Annotated in this window: 19 protein-coding genes; 8 read left to right on the top strand and 11 right to left on the bottom strand. The window is 59.3% G+C overall.

Annotated elements, in window-relative coordinates:
* Nucleotides 1-73: 73 nt before the first annotated feature.
* From dnaJ to ACN2TU_RS03310, 4 genes are all read right to left on the bottom strand, one after another.
* On the bottom strand, nucleotides 74-1,219 hold the full coding sequence (gene dnaJ, locus ACN2TU_RS03325; protein WP_435152943.1) for a molecular chaperone DnaJ: 1,146 nt from the start codon (nucleotides 1,217-1,219) through the stop codon (nucleotides 74-76).
* Between the two features lie 42 nt (nucleotides 1,220-1,261).
* Nucleotides 1,262-3,169 carry a molecular chaperone DnaK gene (dnaK, locus tag ACN2TU_RS03320; RefSeq protein WP_435152942.1) on the bottom strand — a complete coding sequence of 636 codons (1,908 nt, stop codon included), beginning with the start codon at nucleotides 3,167-3,169 and terminating at the stop codon, nucleotides 1,262-1,264.
* Nucleotides 3,170-3,337: 168 nt separating this feature from the next.
* Complete coding sequence (locus ACN2TU_RS03315) at nucleotides 3,338-4,006, bottom strand: nucleotide exchange factor GrpE (RefSeq protein WP_435152940.1); 669 nt, start codon at nucleotides 4,004-4,006, stop codon at nucleotides 3,338-3,340.
* 32 nt (nucleotides 4,007-4,038) lie between these two features.
* Nucleotides 4,039-4,386: a DUF7344 domain-containing protein gene (locus tag ACN2TU_RS03310; protein WP_435152938.1), complete on the bottom strand. Its 348-nt coding sequence runs from the start codon at nucleotides 4,384-4,386 to the stop codon at nucleotides 4,039-4,041.
* 313 nt (nucleotides 4,387-4,699) lie between these two features.
* On the opposite strand from ACN2TU_RS03310, the gene ACN2TU_RS03305 reads away from it, so the two are divergent.
* The 8 genes from ACN2TU_RS03305 (at nucleotide 4,700) to ACN2TU_RS03270 (ending at nucleotide 10,330) form a co-directional block, all read left to right on the top strand.
* Entirely contained in the window at nucleotides 4,700-5,074 is a 375-nt protein-coding gene (locus ACN2TU_RS03305) for a hypothetical protein (RefSeq protein WP_435152936.1), read from the top strand.
* Nucleotides 5,075-5,163: 89 nt separating this feature from the next.
* Complete coding sequence (locus ACN2TU_RS03300) at nucleotides 5,164-6,468, top strand: MFS transporter (protein ID WP_435152934.1); 1,305 nt, start codon at nucleotides 5,164-5,166, stop codon at nucleotides 6,466-6,468.
* Nucleotides 6,469-6,519: 51 nt separating this feature from the next.
* Complete coding sequence (locus ACN2TU_RS03295; RefSeq protein ID WP_435152932.1) at nucleotides 6,520-6,663, top strand: hypothetical protein; 144 nt, start codon at nucleotides 6,520-6,522, stop codon at nucleotides 6,661-6,663.
* 231 nt (nucleotides 6,664-6,894) lie between these two features.
* The gene (locus ACN2TU_RS03290; protein WP_435152931.1) at nucleotides 6,895-7,260 is read left to right on the top strand and encodes a DUF7541 family protein; all 366 of its coding nucleotides are present in this window, start codon (nucleotides 6,895-6,897) and stop codon (nucleotides 7,258-7,260) included.
* 79 nt (nucleotides 7,261-7,339) lie between these two features.
* Complete coding sequence (locus ACN2TU_RS03285; RefSeq protein WP_435152930.1) at nucleotides 7,340-7,552, top strand: DUF6684 family protein; 213 nt, start codon at nucleotides 7,340-7,342, stop codon at nucleotides 7,550-7,552.
* Nucleotides 7,553-7,603: 51 nt separating this feature from the next.
* On the top strand, nucleotides 7,604-9,376 hold the full coding sequence (gene ctaD, locus ACN2TU_RS03280; protein WP_435152928.1) for a cytochrome c oxidase subunit I: 1,773 nt from the start codon (nucleotides 7,604-7,606) through the stop codon (nucleotides 9,374-9,376).
* A gap of 264 nt (nucleotides 9,377-9,640) precedes the next feature.
* Nucleotides 9,641-9,907: a DUF7520 family protein gene (locus ACN2TU_RS03275; protein WP_435152926.1), complete on the top strand. Its 267-nt coding sequence runs from the start codon at nucleotides 9,641-9,643 to the stop codon at nucleotides 9,905-9,907.
* A 24-nt stretch (nucleotides 9,908-9,931) separates the two neighbouring features.
* Nucleotides 9,932-10,330, top strand: coding sequence for a universal stress protein (locus ACN2TU_RS03270; RefSeq protein ID WP_435152924.1), 399 nt, complete (start codon nucleotides 9,932-9,934; stop codon nucleotides 10,328-10,330).
* Nucleotides 10,331-10,399: 69 nt separating this feature from the next.
* Here ACN2TU_RS03270 and ACN2TU_RS03265 read toward each other — a convergent pair whose 3' ends face one another.
* From ACN2TU_RS03265 to ACN2TU_RS03235, 7 genes are all read right to left on the bottom strand, one after another.
* Nucleotides 10,400-11,059, bottom strand: a complete 660-nt coding sequence (locus ACN2TU_RS03265; RefSeq protein ID WP_435152923.1) for a thioredoxin family protein — start codon at nucleotides 11,057-11,059, stop codon at nucleotides 10,400-10,402.
* Entirely contained in the window at nucleotides 11,049-11,795 is a 747-nt protein-coding gene (locus ACN2TU_RS03260) for an ABC transporter ATP-binding protein (protein WP_435152921.1), read from the bottom strand. The genes ACN2TU_RS03265 and ACN2TU_RS03260 overlap by 11 nt, the downstream gene beginning before the upstream one ends.
* Nucleotides 11,792-12,550 carry an ABC transporter ATP-binding protein gene (locus tag ACN2TU_RS03255; RefSeq protein WP_435152919.1) on the bottom strand — a complete coding sequence of 253 codons (759 nt, stop codon included), beginning with the start codon at nucleotides 12,548-12,550 and terminating at the stop codon, nucleotides 11,792-11,794. The genes ACN2TU_RS03260 and ACN2TU_RS03255 overlap by 4 nt, the downstream gene beginning before the upstream one ends.
* A complete protein-coding gene (locus ACN2TU_RS03250) occupies nucleotides 12,550-13,683 on the bottom strand; it encodes a branched-chain amino acid ABC transporter permease (protein ID WP_435152917.1) in 1,134 nt (377 codons plus the stop codon). Before ACN2TU_RS03250 ends, ACN2TU_RS03255 begins: the two co-directional genes overlap by 1 nt.
* Complete coding sequence (locus tag ACN2TU_RS03245) at nucleotides 13,680-14,615, bottom strand: branched-chain amino acid ABC transporter permease (protein ID WP_435152915.1); 936 nt, start codon at nucleotides 14,613-14,615, stop codon at nucleotides 13,680-13,682. The genes ACN2TU_RS03250 and ACN2TU_RS03245 overlap by 4 nt, the downstream gene beginning before the upstream one ends.
* A 128-nt stretch (nucleotides 14,616-14,743) precedes the next feature.
* Nucleotides 14,744-16,099: a substrate-binding protein gene (locus ACN2TU_RS03240; protein ID WP_435152913.1), complete on the bottom strand. Its 1,356-nt coding sequence runs from the start codon at nucleotides 16,097-16,099 to the stop codon at nucleotides 14,744-14,746.
* A 163-nt stretch (nucleotides 16,100-16,262) separates the two neighbouring features.
* Nucleotides 16,263-17,873 (bottom strand): long-chain-fatty-acid--CoA ligase, encoded by a 1,611-nt coding sequence (locus ACN2TU_RS03235; RefSeq protein ID WP_435152911.1) that lies wholly within the window; start codon nucleotides 17,871-17,873, stop codon nucleotides 16,263-16,265.
* Nucleotides 17,874-17,934: the final 61 nt, after the last annotated feature.

The raw sequence follows: 17,934 nt of genomic DNA, 5'->3' as shown, positions 1-17,934 counted from the left end.
CGTCGTGTGTTACCTATCTCTGGTCGTGCATATGCTTAGCTTATTCGGCTAAGATTAGATGGAAAGAGAGCGATTAGAAGCTGTTTTTGATGCGTTCGAAAAAGCCCTTGCCAACGTTCACGTTCTCGCCGCCAGCTTCCGCGAACGCTTCCAATGCCTCTTTCTGTTCGTCGTTCAGCGACTCGGGCGTGACCACCTGCACCTTCACGTAGAGGTCACCGTTACCTCGCCGCCGGAGATGGGGCATACCCTTCTCCCGCAGGCGGAACGTCTCGCCGCTCTGCGTGCCGTCCGGCACGTCCATCTCAACGGAACCGTCGAGCGTCGTGATTTCGATTTCGTCGCCGAAGACGGCCTGCGGGAACGAAATCGGCTTGCGATAGAAGAGGTCGGCCCCCTCCCGCTCGAAGTCCGGATGCTCGCGCACTCGAATCTCGATAAGCAGGTCGCCGTTCGGCCCGCCGTTCTCCCCCGGCGCGCCCTCACCTTCCATCTGGAGCGTCTGGCCGTCCGCGATACCGGCCGGAATATCGACGTTCAGTTTCGCCTGTCGGTGGACAACGCCGTCACCGCCACAGTCGGCACACGTCTCCTCGTACAGTTCGCCCTCGCCGTTACAGCGGCCACAGGTGCGCGACTGCTGGACGCGACCAAACGGCGTCTGCTGTACCTGTGTGACCTGTCCTTGACCCTGGCATTCCGGGCAGGTCTGTACGTCTGCTCCCTTGGGATGGCCCTCTCCATCGCAGGCCTCACAGTGCTCTGGTCGGCGAACCGACACCTGCTTTTTCGCCCCTTCGAAGGCCTCTTCGAGGTCGATTTCCAGTCCTGTTCGCAGGTTCGACCCCTGTCGCGGACGGTTCGGATTTCGGCCCCCACCGCCGCCGAAAAACTGCTCAAAGATGTCGCCCATACCGCCCATGCCACCGCCGCCGCCGAACGGGTTCCCGTCGCCAGCGCCGGCACCATTGCCGTCGAAACCGCCGCGTTTTTCGGCCTGTTCGAACCGGTCGTGACCCATCTGGTCGTAGGCGCGACGCTTCTCGTCGTCCGAAAGCACTTCCTTCGCCTTTTTGACCTGCTTGAACTTCTCTTCTGCGTCCGGGTCGTCGCTCACGTCTGGGTGGTACTCGGCCGCTTTCTTTCGGTATGCGCTCTTGATATCGCTCTCGTCGGCGTCCCGACTCACACCGAGCACGTCGTAGAAGTCCTCACTCATCAGTTATCCTCTCTAAAGTAGGGAAATACTTGAATCGCCCGTCTATTCGTCGTCGTCTACGTCTTCGAAGTCGGCATCGACGTATTCGTCCGCGTCCTGGCCGTCAGGACCCGCGCCCGCACCTGAACCGCCGCCCATGCCGCCGGGACCAGCACCGCCACCCATTCCGCCGGGGCCTGCGGCACCGGCCTGCTGGGCTTGCTCCTGTTGCTGGTACATCTGTTTCCCGATCTCTTGGAGCACCTTGCTCAGGTCTTCAGTCGCGGATTCGAGGTCGTCTTTCGTCGAATCCTCGTCTTCGAGCGCTTCCTGCACATCCTCGATTGCATCTCGGATGTCGGCTTCGAGATCCTCTTCGATGTTCTCCTCATTCTCCTCGAGGAGCGTTTCCGCGCGCTGAATCGAGCCTTCGGCGGCGTTGCGCGCTTCGATGAGTTCTCGTCGCTCCTTGTCCTCTTCGGCGTGCTGTTCTGCCTCTTCCTGCATCCGTTCGACCTCCTCGTCCGAGAGCCCAGCGCCACCTTCGATGGTGATTTCCTCGCTGTTGCCCGAACCGTGGTCTTCGGCGGAGACGTTGACGATGCCGTTTTCGTCGATGTTGAATGCGACTTCGATCTGCGGCGTTCCGGCGGGTGCTGGCGGGATGCCTGCGAGGTGGAACTCGCCGAGCAGCTCGTTGTCGGCGGCCATCTCGCGCTCACCTTGGAAGACGCGGACCTGCACCGAGGTCTGGTTGGCCGCGGCGGTCGTGAAGATCTTCGATTCTTCGGTCGGGATGGTCGTGTTCTTGTCGATGAGTCGCTCGAACAGGCCCCCCTTCACTTCGATACCGAGCGAGAGCGGCGTCACGTCGAGCAGCACGATGTCGTCCACGTCGCCGGAGAGGACGCCACCCTGAATCGCCGCGCCGAGCGCGACGGCTTCGTCGGGATTGACGTTCTTTTTTGGCTCCTGTCCGGTCAGCTCTTCGACCTGTTCCGTGACCTGCGGCATGCGGGTCGAACCGCCGACGAGGATGACTTCGTCGATGTCGCCCTTGTCGTAGCCTGCGTCCGAAAGCGCCTGCTCGGTCGGCTCGACCGTGCGCTCGATGAGGTCGCTCGTCAGGGATTCGAACTTCGCGCGGGTGAGGCTGTTCTCCAAGTGAACCGGACCGTCGTCCGTCGCCGTGATGAACGGGAGGTTGATGTCCGTCTCCTTTCGCGAGGAGAGTTCGATTTTCGCCTCTTCCGCGGCGTCTTTGAGTCGCTGGAGCGCCTGTCGGTCGTCGCGAAGGTCGATACCGTGGTTCGACTCGAACTCGTCCGCGAGGTAATCGATGATGTCGTGGTCCCAGTCGTCGCCACCGAGGTCGTTGTCACCGTTCGTGGCAACCACTTCGTAGACGCCGCCGCCGAGATCGAGGATGGAAACGTCGAACGTTCCGCCACCGAGGTCGTAGACGAGAACGGTCTGGTCGGACTCGTCGTCCAGTCCGTAGGCCATCGATGCGGCGGTCGGTTCGTTGACGATACGTTCCACGTCGAAGCCAGCGATTTCGCCGGCGTTCTTCGTCGCCTGTCGCTGCTTGTCGTTGAAGTACGCAGGAACCGTGATGACGGCCTTCTGCACGTCGTCACCGAGATACTCCTCGGCGTCGCGTTTGATCTTCTGGAGAATCATCGCCGAAACCTGTTCCGGCGTGTACTCCTCGTCGTCGATTTCGACGGTGTAATCCTCGTCGCCCATGTGCCGCTTGATGGACTGAATCGTCTTCTCGGGATTCTGGACGGCCTGGTTTTTCGCCGGTTTCCCGACGAGACGCTCACCGTCGTCGGAAAACGCGACGACCGACGGCGTGGTTCGGTCGCCTTCCCCGTTGACGATGATTTCGGGGTCGCCACCTTCCATGACCGCGAACGCGCTGTTCGTGGTACCGAGGTCGATACCGAGAATCTTGTTACTCGTCATTTGACGATATCTTGCGCTTTCGCTCCTTTAAACCTTGCTACACGGGACGAATCGGGGAACGAGCTCAATCGGATGCCTGCATGCGATTTCTGTAAAAACCGACACACGGAAAGGAGGGGTATATATATTGACCGCAATCAGATGGTTTCTGTACTACTCGATACGTTCCTAATCGCTCTCCTCGTTCTCCCCACTTCCGTCACTGACAGTGACTTGTGCGGCCTGCAAGACTTTATCGGCCATCTCGTATCCCGGTTGATACACGTCAGCGATGGTGTCTTCGGGATGGTCGCTCTCGACGCGGAGCATCACTTCGTGGCGCTGGGGGTCAACGTCCGCGCCGGGGTTGGGGTCGATTTCGGCAACGTTTTCATCCTCGAACACGCGGTCGAGTTCCTTTAGCGTGAGTTCGACACCACTGCGGAGACTCTCGACATTCTCGTGTTCCTCCTCGACGGCGCGTTTCAGGTTGTCACGCACGTCGATGAGACGGTCGATGACATCCTCGGTCGCGCGCTTTTCGAGTTGTTCCTGTCGCTTTTTCGCACGCTTTTTGTAGTTCTGGAAGTCGGCCTGTTTCCGCTTCAGTCGCGTTCGTAGGTCGTCCACTTCGGCCTCCAACTCTTGACGCTCCGATTGGATAGCGACGAGGTGTTCTTCCACGTCGGTAGCGAGCGTCTCATCAACAGCCGCAACCTCTTCGACAAGGGTCGTCCCTTGCGGGCCGAGCACGTCGTCCGCTGGTGTTTTCTCGTCTGGCCTTGTCTCGTCCGGCGTTTCCTCGCCCCCGTCTTCGACTTGCTCATCCGCTGCTGTCTGAGCAGGCTCTTCGGTCATACATACTGAAAGTCCTTGCGTGCGTTTAAGGGTTACAGAAACGGCCCGAGTTCGATTCGAGTCAGAAAAGATACAAACTGATTCGCTAGAAACGAGTATCGTGGTCGTCCGACCAGTCCACTGAGCGGGTCGTACTCGACCAACCCGCGATAGGAGAGGGCGGGCAAACAGTTTCGAGAAAGGTCGTCCAGTACCGCTTCGAACGCTTCATCGGGAACTGATTCGGGTGACATATCGTTCTCCCATCCGGCAACCTCCCCGGCGAGAACTTCCACCCCCATCGGCGCAGTTTCGGCATGTCTGGCGAGCGAGTACAACACATATCGGTTGCGGCGCTCGCCCAGGCTGACCAGCACTGAACCGAGGGACCCGCGAGCCATTGAAGTCCTTTCCAGAATCGTCACCGTCGAATTTTAACCCTGTCAACCGTTTCCATCGTTCAGCCCTCGTAACGTGAGGCGATTGCGGGACAACGACAGTCCTACCGGAGTGTTCCGAACTACGAAGTCGGATGTGGTTGTTTCGTCGGAACCGATTTGCCGGTAACGACCGCTTTAAGTGTATAAGCCAACGTTCGAGCCGCCGTTTCTGCCCGCGTTCAGTCGCTCGCTTCGAGTATTCACGGGAACCGTCGGTCAACTCGTGCCAGCATGGGACACAACCCTTTTCGGTCGTGCGGAAGAACGGTCGGGTATGGCAGACGAGGAAGCCAACGAAGACGAAAACGGAAACGACGGCGAAGAGAAATCGTTTCGAGAACGAGTCGAAGAAATCCGAGAAAAACGCGCAGAAGAGGGCGACGAAGACCGTGAAGAGCGCCTGAAAGAAGCCCTCGGCGGTGGCGGTCCCGGTGGTATGGGCGGCGGCGGCGGTGGCAACCCGTTCGCGCAGATGATGGGCGGCATGATGGGTGGCGGCCCTGGCGGTATGGGCGGTGGCCCGGGCGGTCGAGGTGGCGAATCCGCCGGAAACGAAGAACTCACGCGTGAGGTTCGACAGCTCCGAGACGAAGTCCGCGACGCGACGCGACAGCTTCAGCGCATCGCCGACGCGCTCGAAGACGACTAAACGGTCACAACTTGTCACCTATCTTTCGGCAATTCACGGACTAAAAACGGGGATTCTTATAGCTCGCTCACCTGTTTCGGTTCGTAACAGTGTCGAGTGAGACGAGTGGCGGTAGTTCACTCCGCCTCTTCAAAAACCGCGAGTTCATTGCACTGGCGAGTACCGCGTTTGCGCGGAGTCAGGCGTACTCGACCATCCTCATCGCGCTGGCGTTGTATGCCGATATGTTCCAGACGACGAGCACCGTCGAGGGGCTGTTCGGCACGGCGTTCGCAATCGTCCAACTGTTCATCGTCCTCCCGCTGGGTCGGTACATCGACACGCGAAATTCGAAGCGAATCCTGCTGTTCGGGCTCCTGCTCAACGTGGTCGTCTTTGTCGGCTTCATGTTCGTCGAAAACGTCACACAGGTCATTTTGGTCCGTGTCCTGCAGGGAACTGCCGCGAGCATCCTCTGGCTGACCGGAATGACCGTCGTCGGTGAAATCAGCGAGGAGAGCTCGCGTGGACTGTGGATAGGGACGTACAATCAGGTCGGTGCGCTATCGAGCCTCATCGGTGACATCTTCGGCGGGCTCCTGCTGTACGTGTACGGATTCCGTGAGACCTACATCGCGCTGAGCGTCGTGACCATTCTGGCGTTCATCTCGGTCCTCCTGTTCCTCCGGGACAACCCCGGCGGGAGAAAAGATCCCGAGGAATCTAGCGGTCGCGAGACCATCGAGATTCTTCTCGGACGGTCAGCCATCAAAGCCCTCGTCTTCTTCCGCCTCTCGTTCAGCGTCGGGAAGATGGCGGTCATCACCTTCCTTCCCATCTACGCCGTCACGGAGTTCGGCATCAACCCGTTCGTCGTTGGCGGCATCATGGCGGGCGGAAAGCTGACCAAATCCATTACCCAGGGAAAGGTCGGCTATTGGACGGACCGGGTGGAAAACATCCACCGGTTCATCCTCGCGGGCGCGTTGGTTTATGCATTAGGAACCGCACTCATCCCACTGGCCGGGTTCGCATACATCTTCATTCCGGATATGACCGTCAACGCCTTCGGCGAGGAGATGGCGCTCCCAGGTGCCTTTTTCGTCCTCTTTGCGGCCTATGCGGTGCTCGGAATCGGCGACAGCCTTCGACTCCCGGCGAGCATGGCCCTGTTCGTCGGCGAGGGCGAGCAGTTCGACGCCGTCGCGTCCAGCCTCTCCCTCCGTTCAATCGCGTGGAAAGTCGGGCAGGTCGGCGGCCCGGTGTTCATCGGCGTAATTTGGGACGCCACGACCGTCCTCGTCGCGTTCTGGGCGGCGGCGGCGTTCATCGTCGTTTCGTCCGTCGTGTTCGCGATGTTGTACAGTGCCGAACCTTCCCCCGGCGAGCAGGTCGATGCCGTCGGTAGCGACTAGAAGCAGTTCGGTGAGCACGGGGTTTTGCGCTTGCACTCCGCGAGCAGCCGATTGGTCTTCCACCACATATCGGGAGTCACGGTTCCGGAAAACGGCCGGTCGAATTGGGATTGGCCGGGCGCGCTGGGAGCGTCCGGCCTCCAGCGGCCTGGTGGGAACGGGCGAACAAAGAGCGAGCGACTGGAAGAAGCATGACAAATGAGGGCGCGGAGGAAAACTTCGAACTCCTGCGGCTGCGGAAGACAGTCCGTCTTCCGCGGGCGTGGCGTGTGTCTAGCAGTTGTGGTCATCTAGCAGTTGTGGTCACAGCTGTTTCGCCCTTTCCCCCAGTGTCCCATCAGAAGCAATCATTTTGTCTAGAAAACCACTTCTGAACGCGCTAGTCGAAGACGGAACGATGAAACCGCTGAAGCCCCAAGCTCGATTATGGACGAACAACCGGGGCTCTCCGACCAGTATCGAAAATCCAGTCCGTGGCCGCTGTTCGTCGCGTTCGGGTTAGCCCTGTTCGAAGTCGGAATCGTGATGGCCGAGTATCTCTTTCCCGTCGCCGTCGGTGGGATGTTGATGTTCGTCGGCAGCTGCGTTGGCATCCTTCGCGAGTCGGAATACATCCACAACCCGTGGAAAGGACTCGTTGTGTCGGCGGGCGTGGCCTTCGTGGTCGGGGGCGTCATCTGGGCATTTACGACCGGGTCGGTCAAACTTCGGGGGACTGCTATCCTGGTCGGTGGCGCTATCCTCCTCTTCGGCGGTATCGCAGGATCACTCTGGCAACCGGAACCGGTCTAATTGGCAATCGTTCGGGAACCATTCTTCCTACCACGAACCATTAACCTATTTGGTACCCCCTTCGTTACCTTCTCCTACTATGGCAGAACGCGTCTTCGACCGGGAAACGCTCCTCGACATCACGGTCAACGTCGTCCCACTCGGGATAATGGCATTTTTCTTCGTCCTTTTCCTCGCCTTCAGCCCGTGGAGTAGCGGCAGTTCCCTCGTCGGCCTCATCAGTTTGGGCCTCGTCGTTGTCCCCTTCATTGGGCTGGCATTGCTAACGTATCTCGCGGCGCGAGAAATCTAGCGCGAAGTCGTAACCTAACCTTTCTTTACCCCGCAGTCCTCACCTTATCGCATGGCAGCTACAGGGCAGATAGCACTCACCGTAGTTATGGGTGTGTTTTTGCTGGCGGTCGCCACGTTCCTCGCTCGAATCGAGGACTGGCGGTCTTACACGCCTCTCACTGGGGGAGGCTATGGGTATGCAGAACCGACCGGGCAGGCCCACGAAGAGAAACCTGCCGGAATCATTCGCTGGTTAACGACGGTTGACCACAAGGATATCGGCCTCCTATACGGTACGTATGGTATCATTGCGTTCGCGTGGGGTGGCATTGCCGTGCTTCTCATGCGCGCGGAACTCGCCGGGGCGGAACTCGACTTCATGAGCGGGAACCTCTACAACGGTCTGTTGACCACCCACGGCATCACGATGCTGTTCCTGTTCGGGACGCCCATCATCGCGGCGTTCGCGAACTACTTCATCCCGCTCCTCATCGGTGCGGACGACATGGCGTTCCCGCGTATCAACGCCATCGCATTTTGGCTCCTGCCACCTGCGGCCATGCTCATCTGGCTCGGCTTCCCGCTCGCGATGCTCGGGTTCAACGTCGAACCCGCTCAGTCAAGCTGGACGATGTACACGCCGATTTCCGCGGAGCGCGGGCTGTCGTCCAACCCGGAGATACTGAACCCCGGGATGGACTTCATGCTCCTCGGCCTGCACCTCTCCGGGGTCAGTGCGACGATGGGGGCAATCAACTTCATTGCCACCATCTTCACCGAACGTGGCGACGATGTCGGATGGCCTGACCTCGACATCTTCTCGTGGACGATGCTCACGCAGTCGGGACTCATTCTGTTCGCGTTCCCGCTCCTCGGGAGCGCACTGCTGATGCTCCTGTTCGACCGCAACTTCGGCACGACGTTCTTCGCCGCGGAGGGTGGCGGACCGCTGCTGTGGCAACACCTGTTCTGGTTCTTCGGCCACCCCGAGGTGTACATCCTCGTCCTCCCGCCGATGGGACTGGTCAGTCTCATCCTCCCGCGGTTCTCGGGCCGGAAACTGTTCGGGTTCAAGTTCATCGTCTACTCGACGCTCGCAATCGGTGTGCTTTCGTTCGGCGTCTGGGCACACCACATGTTCGCGACGGGTATCGACCCGCGCCTCCGAGCGAGTTTCATGGCGGTGTCGATGGCAATCGCGATACCGAGCGCCGTGAAGGTGTTCAACTGGATCACGACGATGTGGAACGGTCGGCTCCGCATGACTGCGCCGATGCTGTTCTGTATTGGCTTCGTCTCCAACTTCATCATCGGCGGCGTCACCGGTGTGTTCCTGGCAGCCATCCCGGTTGACCTCGTGCTCCACGACACCTACTACGTCGTCGGCCACTTCCACTACATCGTGATGGGAGCCATCGCCGTCGCAGGCTTCGCCGGTATCTACTACTGGTTCCCCATCTACACTGGTCGAATGTACCAGAAGACGCTCGCGCACATGCACTTCTGGCTCACGATGATCGGAACGAACGTCACGTTCTTCGCCATGCTGTTCCTCGGCTACGGCGGCATGCCGCGCCGATATGCGACCTACCTCCCGCAGTTCGCGACGTGGCATCAGGTCGCCACGGCCGGAGCGTTCATCATGGGAATCGGTCAGCTGATCTTCGTCTGGAACATCGTCCAGTCGTGGCTCGAAGGACCACACGCTCCTGCTGACCCGTGGAAACTCGGCGAAGACAATATGCTCTCGAAGGAATGGACCTGGTTCGAGAAGAAACAGGAAACGGCGCTTACGGACGGCGGTGAGCAAGCCGACGGTTCGCGAACCTCGTCGGACGAATAGTCCGACGTAAGTCGAGAATCGCACGGATTCTCGAAACAGAAGAAGAGCAGTAGTCAGCACTCTATTTTTCGTTCGTTTTTCATACCCTCAGTCGGCGGAATATCGAACGCCGTCTGTTCACGTCGTCGCGAGGATAATCCCCATCGCAAACATGAGTACGGCAATCCCACCGAGGACGAGCAACAGCAGTTCTTTTTCGGACATACTCGGACTAGGGACGAGTGGATGAAAAGGCTAATCCTTGCCCTGTCGCAAGGTTCGTTCGTGCCCTCTCGATTCAAAGGACGGTGGCTCGTCGTCGGCCTGTACGCCCTCATCGTTTCGTTTGCGGGGTTCGTCGGCGCCCTGCTCGGACTGTTCGGCCCGGACGATTTGACGGCGGTCAAACTGCTCGGCGTCGTCGAACTCCAACCGACACCCATCGGGCTGGCGATTTTTGGGATGGTCACTATCGGACTTTTCCTGGGGGTCCTGCTCTCCCTCGTCGTGTTCGTCTCGGAGCGATACGACGACGCTCACCCGAAGGGCTAAGCCACATCCGTTCGATGTGTCACCATGTACCACGTCTTGGTTGCAGTAGACGAAACCGAATCGCGCGCACTGGCACAGACAACCGCGGTTATCGACCTTCCCGAGTCGGCGACGGCGGTTCAAGTCACGCTTTTACACTCGTTTACGGACAACCCCAGCGGCGCGTCCGCCATGCAGGTTGCGGGCGTTCGGCGAGCGCAGGAAGCCCTGGAAGATGTCGGTATCGAAACAGATGTCGTCGAGACGAGCGGAAGCCCGGCGGATACCATCCTCGATATCGCTGAAGAGCGCGACGTCGATTGCATCTGTGTCGGCGGGCGCAAACGCTCGCCGGCCGGGAAGGCTCTGTTCGGGAGCGTTGCGCAATCGGTCATTCTGACGGCGAAACGACCCGTACTCGTCGCGGGCGAGGGACAACAGTAGCGCCTCGTCGTCCAAAAAACAGCGGAACGATGGGGTCAGGAGCGTTGGAGAAGGCGGGCAGTGACTATCTCAGGCGTACACCGCCCGAAGCGACTCGACGAGCCTTTCGGTTTCGGCAGTTCCCGACACCATTTCCCGGCACTCGCCGTCACGGAAACAGAGGAACGACGGGGCCGCCGTCACCTCGAACTCGCGCCGGAAGGCGACGACATCGTCCCCGTCGATGCCCGCGAACGCCACTCCGTCGGGGATTCCCGCCCGAATTTCTTCGAGGGTGGCGGCAATCGCCTCGCACGGTTCACAATCCCGTTTCCAAACGGAAACGATGCAGTCGGGATTCGCCGTGAGAAAGTCGATATACGTCTCGTCGGAGAGGGTCGTTATTTCGTCGGGAACCGGCGACGAGGGGCCGATTCTCGCGACCATCTCGGACATCTGCCCGAGTTCCGTGCCGGTGTACTCGCCCTCCAACTGCGCACGCAGCGCGAGGTAGTAGCTGAATCCCGCACGAGTTACCTCGCTGTGACGGGCTTCTTCGTGAGATATTTCGAACGTTTCGGCGACACTCTCCTCGAACGCCTCCGGCGTGATGCTCGCGTAGGTGTCGAGATATATCGACCAGCGATGCTCGAAATCGTCCGTGAGCGAGACGGTGCCGTTTTCGGTGACGACGCCCTCCTCGAGGAGGGCGTCGAACAGCACATCCGGGTCGGTGGACTCAGACGCCAAGGTATCGCTCCCTCGTCTCTTCGTCGTCACGGAGTTCGTCCGCCGTTCCGTCGAAGACTATGCCACCTTGATCGACAACGTAACACCGGTCAGCGAGTTTGATGGCGGCCGCTGCGTTCTGTTCGACCAGCAGAATGGTCGTTCCGGTCTCGCTGATTCGACGGATGGCATCCTCGACATTGGCGATTATCTGCGGAGCCAGTCCCTCGTACGGTTCGTCCAGCATCAGCAGGTCCGTGTTCTGTTTCAACGCTCTCGCGATGGCGAGCATCTGCTGTTCGCCGCCCGACAGCGTTCCGGCTTTCTGCGTCTGTCGCTCCCGGAGGCGCTCAAACTCTTCGTACACGTCTTCCGTCGTCATGCCGACGTGTTCGACCTGCGGTATCGAGCGTCCGACCGTGTTCGACTTGTTGTGAACGACCTCCGCGAGGTGGAGGTTTTCCTCGACGGTGAGGTTGGGGAACACGCGACGTTCTTCGGGAACGAGCGAGATTCCCCGCGTGGAGATGTCCTCCGGTTCCATGACGGTAATATCCTCGTCCTTGAATCGAATCGATCCGTGGCGCACATCCGGCGGTCGTGCGCCTGCAATGCTCCTGAGCGTCGTCGTCTTCCCCGCACCGTTTCGACCGAGGAGGGCACACACCTCGCCTTCCTCGACGCGCATCGTCACGTCTCGAAGGATGTGACTCTCGCCGTAGTAGGCGTCCACGTCTTCGAGGCTGAGCAGACTCATAGCTCGACACCTCCGAGATACGCCTCCTGAACCTCCGGATGGCCCTGCACCTCTTCGGGTGTCCCCGCGGTGATGACGCGCCCGCGATTCAGCACGACGATGCGGTCGGAGACGTTAAACACGATTTCCATGTCGTGTTCCACGAGCAGAATCGTGAGGCCGAGTTCCTCTTTGACGTGCTCGATGAGGTCAACCGTCGCGTGCGTTTCTTCGGGCGACATCCCCGCCGTTGGTTCGTCCATCAACAGCAAGTCGGGTTCGCTCGCCAGCGCGATACCGAGTTCGAGACGACGCTTGTCACCGTATGGGAGGTCTGCTGCGGGGACACCTCGCTGGCCGAGCAGACCGACCGAATCCAGCGTCTCGCGGGTCAGCGTATCGACTTCCGGATAGTCGCGCTGGTGCTTGAGGAAGTTGAACCGGAACGAGCCGTGTTCGGCGGCGAAGGCGGCGATACGGGCGTTCTCCTCGACGGTCAAGTCGGGGAAGATGGACGCGGTCTGGAACGATTTGCTGATTCCCGACTGGACGACATCGTGCGGTTCGAGGCCGGTAATCGACTCCCCTTTGAACCGAATGTCGCCTTCGGTCGGGTCGAGCATCCGCGTTATGAGGTTGATGAGCGTGGACTTCCCGGCCCCGTTCGGACCGATAACGCTGACGCGCTCGTCTTCGTGGATGTCGAGGTCAACGTCGTCTACAGCGACGAGTCCGCCGAACTCCTTGGTGAGACCGTTAATCTCCAGAAGCGCCATCAGTTACCACCTCCCTGCTTGGAATCTGGTGACGGCGTCGAGAGTTTATCACGCACTCGTCCGACGATTCCCCAGATTCCTTCGGGGAAGAGCGCGATAACGGCGACGAAGACGAGGCCGAGGATGAGATGCCAGTAGGGCTGAATCGCGGGATTGCCGCTGATGACGTTCTCGACGTACAGGTAGACACCGGCACCGACCATCGGGCCGACCATCGACCCGACGCCGCCGAGAACGGTCATGATGACGATTTCACCGCTGGTCGTCCAGTACAGCGATTCGACGGGAACGTACGACCCGTGAACGACGAACAGGCTTCCGGCGACACCGGCGAACGCACCCGAGAGGATGAACGCCATCAACTTGTATCGCCAGACGTTCAACCCGACGAACGATGCACGCTGTTCGTTCTCCCGAATTGCCTTGAACACTAGACCGTATGGGGAATGGAGGATACGAACGACCACTGCCACGCAGAGAACGGTGATGGCACCGACGAACACATAGAGCCAATCGCCGAGCAGCGGAAGCGGCGTTCCGAGCGGAATCGATTCGAACGCCGCGAATGCATCGAGGAAGCCAAAGAGATTGCCTACTGCCACGTCGGTGAACCCGTTTTCTCCGTTCGTCAACCCTTGCAGGGGTGAAAGCGCGAGATAGTAGGCCATCTGGCCGAACGCCAACGTCAGAATGGAGAAGTAGATGCCGCCACGCCGGAGCGAGATGAATCCGAGTATCCACGCCAGCAGCACGGCGAACAGCGTCCCGAACAGCACCACGAGTATCGGACTGCCACTGACGCTGGCGCTGAAGATACCGGCGGCGTATGCCGCGCCGCCCCAGAAGGCGGCGTGGCCGAACGACAACAGCCCCGTGTATCCGAGGAGCAGGTTGAAGCCGAGTGCGAAGATACCCCAGATGAGAATGAGCGACGCCAACGACTGATAGCCCTGTAACAGGTCGCTGATGACTGGTGCACGCACGAACAGCCACGGGAAGATGGCAACGATAAGCGCCGTGAGGCCGACGACGGAACGCTCGCTGTCGCCGATTCGTTCCCACGTCGAGACGTGACCCGATTCGATGAACGCACCGCCATCATCGGTCGGTTGGTCCGTCGCCTCATCGGTCATGGCGCCACCTCCTCGCTACCGAGCAAGCCCTGTGGTCGTGCCAGCAGGATGATAGCGGCGAGTACGTAGATGCCGACCTGCGACCACTGCGGCGCGACCGCGACCAGCGACGAGAGAGTGAGTCCGATGAGAACACCGCCGACGACCGCGCCCCGAATGCTACCCACACCGCCGATAACGACGACGAGGAAGGAGGGGACGAGCACTTCCATCCCGATGTTCGGGTTCACCGCGTAGAGCGTGCCGCCGACGACACCCGCGATACCTGCAAGTGCTGCGCCGACACCGAACACCATGAGGTACGGTCGCGTGATTTTCACACCGAGCAGGCGAACCATCTCCGCGTCACGGGTTCCCGCGCGCACGACGAGGCCGAAGTCGGTGTACTCGATGAGGAGGTACACCAACGCGACCAGTACGGCGGTGATGACAATGACGTAGAGCCGCCATTTTCCGATCGTTCCCACCAGCGGGAGTGCGATCGGCCCGGACGCCCATCCCGGCCGTGCGAAGTTGTAGCTCTGACCGCCGAACAGTATTTTGAACGTCTCTTGAACCACGATGGCGAGGCCGAACGTGAGAAGGATTTGATCCGTATCGGGGCGGTCGTAGAACGGTCTGGCGACAAATCGTTCCATCAGTAAGCCGACTCCGAAGACGACTATCGGCACGATGATGAGTGCGGGAAGAAATCCCCAGCCGAGACCGACCTGTCCGAAACCCCACTCGGCGAGTTTCCCGTCGCTGATATTGATGTTGAGTGTGATGAGGAGTCCGAGATACGTTCCGAGTAGATACAGCGCCCCGTGAGCGAAATTAACGAACTTCAGCGTCCCCAGAATTATTGACAGTCCGATGGCGACCAATACGTAAATCGCTCCCTGCTGAAGACCGTTCAGCAAGACCGTCGCTAGTTGCGAAACGATACTCACGCCTGTCCCTCCTTTCGATGCGTAGCTGTCATGTGTCTGTGATTTGTATCATCAATGGTAGTCATACTCTATCAAAGTAGTCACGCGCTACCGAATATAAGCGTTGGTGTGTATCCTGACCGAATCGATTATTTATAGGGCCCGAGGTCGCACTGCGCGGCCGGTCCCTGTCCGCATTCGTATCCGAGTTTGTCCCGGGAGGTGATCTGGACGATTTCGAAGTATTTACCGGACTTCTGCTCGGATTTCGGCAGCCCTTTCACGACCGGCACTGCGCGCTGTGCCTGGTGGTCGCATTTGCGCATCGTCTCCTGTTCCATTCCGAGGTTGTTGTACTCGTGACCTTCGAGCTGTTTGATGACCTCCGGGGGATAGAACGTCTCCGCCCGTTCGACTGCCGCTGCGTACTGGAGCGTCTGTGCGTACGCGAGTTGTGCTGGCCCCGAAGGAACCCGACCATTGTACTCCTCCCCGAAGAACTTCGTGAACGAGTTCGAGGGTTCGTTGTCGATTTGGGAGTCCCACGCGACGGTGCCGTAGATGCCCTCGATAGCGCCGCCCGCGGCCTGTGCCATCGGTCGGTTGTAAAGGGGCATCACGATTTCCATGTCCTGGTTCATTCCCGCTTGAATCGCCCCTTTCAGGGAGTTCGCACCGTCCAATCCGTAATGATTCAGGAACAGGGCGTCGGCTCCGGAGTTCGCCGCTTCCGAGAGATACGAGGAGTAATCTTTGGTTCCCAACGGCGTCGCGACGCTTTTGACCTGTGACCACCCCGCCTCCTCGAAGAACTTCTTCATCGATGCCTGCTGGGTTTTTCCCCAACTGTAGTCGGCGTATAGCTGGTAGAATTTGAGGTCTTTTCCGTACTCCTTGGTTACCACGGGCGCGAGTGCTTGTCCCGTCATGTAGGCGTTGAACATCTCACGGAAGCCGTATCGTTCACAGTCCTTCCCCGTCGTGTCGTTGGAGTGGGTCAGACAGGCCATGAACATCACCTTCTCTTTCTGACAGAGCCCTTGAACGGCGATGGCCACCGCGCTCGACGACCCGCCGGATATCATCATGACGTTGTCGCGGCTAATCATCCGCGACGCTTGCTTTCGGGCTTGGTCGGAGTCGGTGCCCGTGTCACCGGTGACGTAATCGACCTGTTTGTCGAGGACGCCGTTGCCCGAAAGGTCACTCCAGTTATCGACCCAGCCACCGCCGTTGTTCAGCTGCTTAACCGCGAGTTTGTACCCTCGAAGTTCGTCTTTCCCTTCCGAAGCGTAGGGACCGGACTGCGGAACGTTGAAACCGAACGTCACCTTGTCCCCTTGAACCGGATAGTTGCCGAGCGCCGGGTAATCTCCGTTACCACTGCCACCACCGCCGCCGCCACCGCTCAAACAGCCAGCGAGTCCGGCAATACCAGTCACGCCTGCTGCACCAGTCATCTTCACGATATCTCGACGGGTTTGGCCCGTGCCATCGTTTGCCATACTATGCAAAGTAGATTTAGGACTATTAATTGTTTCTATGTTATTTCATAACAGCTAGCAGTTAAAATATTTTTAATTCATAATGCCGAGCTATAATAAAACCTGGTAGTACATGATGACGAATCAAAAATCGATTCTGGCACAAGAAATCGATCGCGCCCGGTCAGCCCTGCCCAACCATCCTGTCCTCGTCGTCCCACTCTTGCTCGCGAAGTTCGTACTTCTGTACTTTACCGGTCGCGGTCGTCGGGAGTTCGTCCACGAACTCCACATGGCTGACCGCTTTGTACCCGGCCATGTGCTCCCGTGTAAACTCGCGGATTTCCTCCTCCGTAACGCCCGGTTCGTCGGGGTTCCCAGTCGCCGGAATGATGAACGCCTTCGGTGTCTCACCCCATTCGTCACTCGGTGCCGGAATGACCGCTACGTCGCTCACTTTCTCGTGGTCGAAGAGGGTGTCTTCTAACTCGATGCTGGAGATGTTCTCTCCCCCGCTGATGATGATGTCCTTCTTGCGGTCTTGAATCGACACCATGCCGTGTTCGTCAACGACCGCGAGGTCGCCCGTGTGATACCAGCCCTCTCGGCGATCGTTAAACGCCTCCTCGGTCGCATCCTGTTTCTCCCAGTAGCCTTCCATCACCTGATTGCCCCGGACGACGATTTCGCCGATGGAGGCGTCATCCCGCGCCACGTCCTCGCCATCCTCGTCCACGACGGCGATTTCGGTTCCGAGATAGCCGATTCCCTGTCGCTTTTTCAAGGAGAATCGCTCTTCTCCGTCACCTAACAGGCGTCTGGCGTCGGAGGTGGTGATGAGCGGTCCCGTTTCAGTTGCACCGTAGACGTGTTTCAGATACCATCCGAACTCGTCCTCGACGGTTCGGATGGTCGCTTCCGGCGGGGCGCTTCCGGCCGTGGCCACCCTGACATCATTCGTGCCGGTCGTCTCCGGGCCGTGTGACTCGTAATGGTCGATGAGCATGTTCAACACCGTCGGCGCGGCACAGAAGTACGACACGTCCTCCGCGACCACCGTCTCGAAAATCGCCTCGGCGTCGATGCCGCGGGTGCAGACGTGTTTCGCACCTATTCCGGTTATCGCGTAGATGTGCCCCCAGCCGTTGACGTGGAACATCGGGAGCGTCCAGAGGTAGGTGTCGTCGTCGCGGATTTCCTGATGGATCGTGATGAGATAAGCATGGAGCGTCTCGGTTCGATGGGTTCGCATCACGCCTTTCGGGTCGCCCGTCGTCCCCGACGTGTAGTTGATAGTGATGACCTCGTCTTCGTCCATCGCTGGGCGCTCGTAGTCGGGGTCCGTGTCCGCGATGATTTCGTCGAAATCCTCCCAGTCGCCCTCGGTCTTCGCCGCATCGTTACTAATGAACGTCCCTGTCGGCACTTCGTCCCGAACCGCCTCGATTTTTGGCGCGTACTCGTAATCCGCGATTATCGCGTCGACTCTGGCATCGTTGAGGATGTACTCGAAATCATTCGACGTGAGGCGGTAGTTGAGCGGCGTGTGAATCGCGCCCAACTGCATGATTCCGTAGGCCGATTCGAGGTGGTAATGCGTGTTCGGGTCGAGGACGGCCACCCGGTCGCCCTTCCCGATACCGCGTTCCGCGAGCGCCGTCGAAACGCGGTCTGCGCGGTCGCCCAGTTCGCCGTAGGTGTATCGCTCGCCCGTGGTCGCCACGACTGCTTCCTCGTCGTTGTAGTACTCCCGTGCTCGGTCGAGAAAATCGGTCACGAGTAGTTCCCGCTTCATACAGGGTTTTGCATCACAGTTCATGATATAGATTCGGGTTACAGGAAGATTTGCGGAACGA

Source organism: Haladaptatus marinus, from assembly GCF_051194195.1.
The sequence above is the reverse complement of the archived record's forward strand: the minus strand, read 5'-3'. Positions and strand labels throughout refer to the sequence as shown.

Coding starts and splice junctions, on each gene's coding strand:
- dnaJ (WP_435152943.1), bottom strand. CDS start 1,219: ATGAGTGAGGACTTCTACGACGTGCTCGGTGTGAGTCGGGACGCCGAC.
- dnaK (WP_435152942.1), bottom strand. CDS start 3,169: ATGACGAGTAACAAGATTCTCGGTATCGACCTCGGTACCACGAACAGC.
- ACN2TU_RS03315 (WP_435152940.1), bottom strand. CDS start 4,006: ATGACCGAAGAGCCTGCTCAGACAGCAGCGGATGAGCAAGTCGAAGAC.
- ACN2TU_RS03310 (WP_435152938.1), bottom strand. CDS start 4,386: ATGGCTCGCGGGTCCCTCGGTTCAGTGCTGGTCAGCCTGGGCGAGCGC.
- ACN2TU_RS03305 (WP_435152936.1), top strand. CDS start 4,700: ATGGCAGACGAGGAAGCCAACGAAGACGAAAACGGAAACGACGGCGAA.
- ACN2TU_RS03290 (WP_435152931.1), top strand. CDS start 6,895: ATGGACGAACAACCGGGGCTCTCCGACCAGTATCGAAAATCCAGTCCG.
- ACN2TU_RS03285 (WP_435152930.1), top strand. CDS start 7,340: ATGGCAGAACGCGTCTTCGACCGGGAAACGCTCCTCGACATCACGGTC.
- ctaD (WP_435152928.1), top strand. CDS start 7,604: ATGGCAGCTACAGGGCAGATAGCACTCACCGTAGTTATGGGTGTGTTT.
- ACN2TU_RS03270 (WP_435152924.1), top strand. CDS start 9,932: ATGTACCACGTCTTGGTTGCAGTAGACGAAACCGAATCGCGCGCACTG.
- ACN2TU_RS03260 (WP_435152921.1), bottom strand. CDS start 11,795: ATGAGTCTGCTCAGCCTCGAAGACGTGGACGCCTACTACGGCGAGAGT.
- ACN2TU_RS03255 (WP_435152919.1), bottom strand. CDS start 12,550: ATGGCGCTTCTGGAGATTAACGGTCTCACCAAGGAGTTCGGCGGACTC.
- ACN2TU_RS03250 (WP_435152917.1), bottom strand. CDS start 13,683: ATGACCGATGAGGCGACGGACCAACCGACCGATGATGGCGGTGCGTTC.
- ACN2TU_RS03240 (WP_435152913.1), bottom strand. CDS start 16,099: ATGGCAAACGATGGCACGGGCCAAACCCGTCGAGATATCGTGAAGATG.
- ACN2TU_RS03235 (WP_435152911.1), bottom strand. CDS start 17,873: ATGAAGCGGGAACTACTCGTGACCGATTTTCTCGACCGAGCACGGGAG.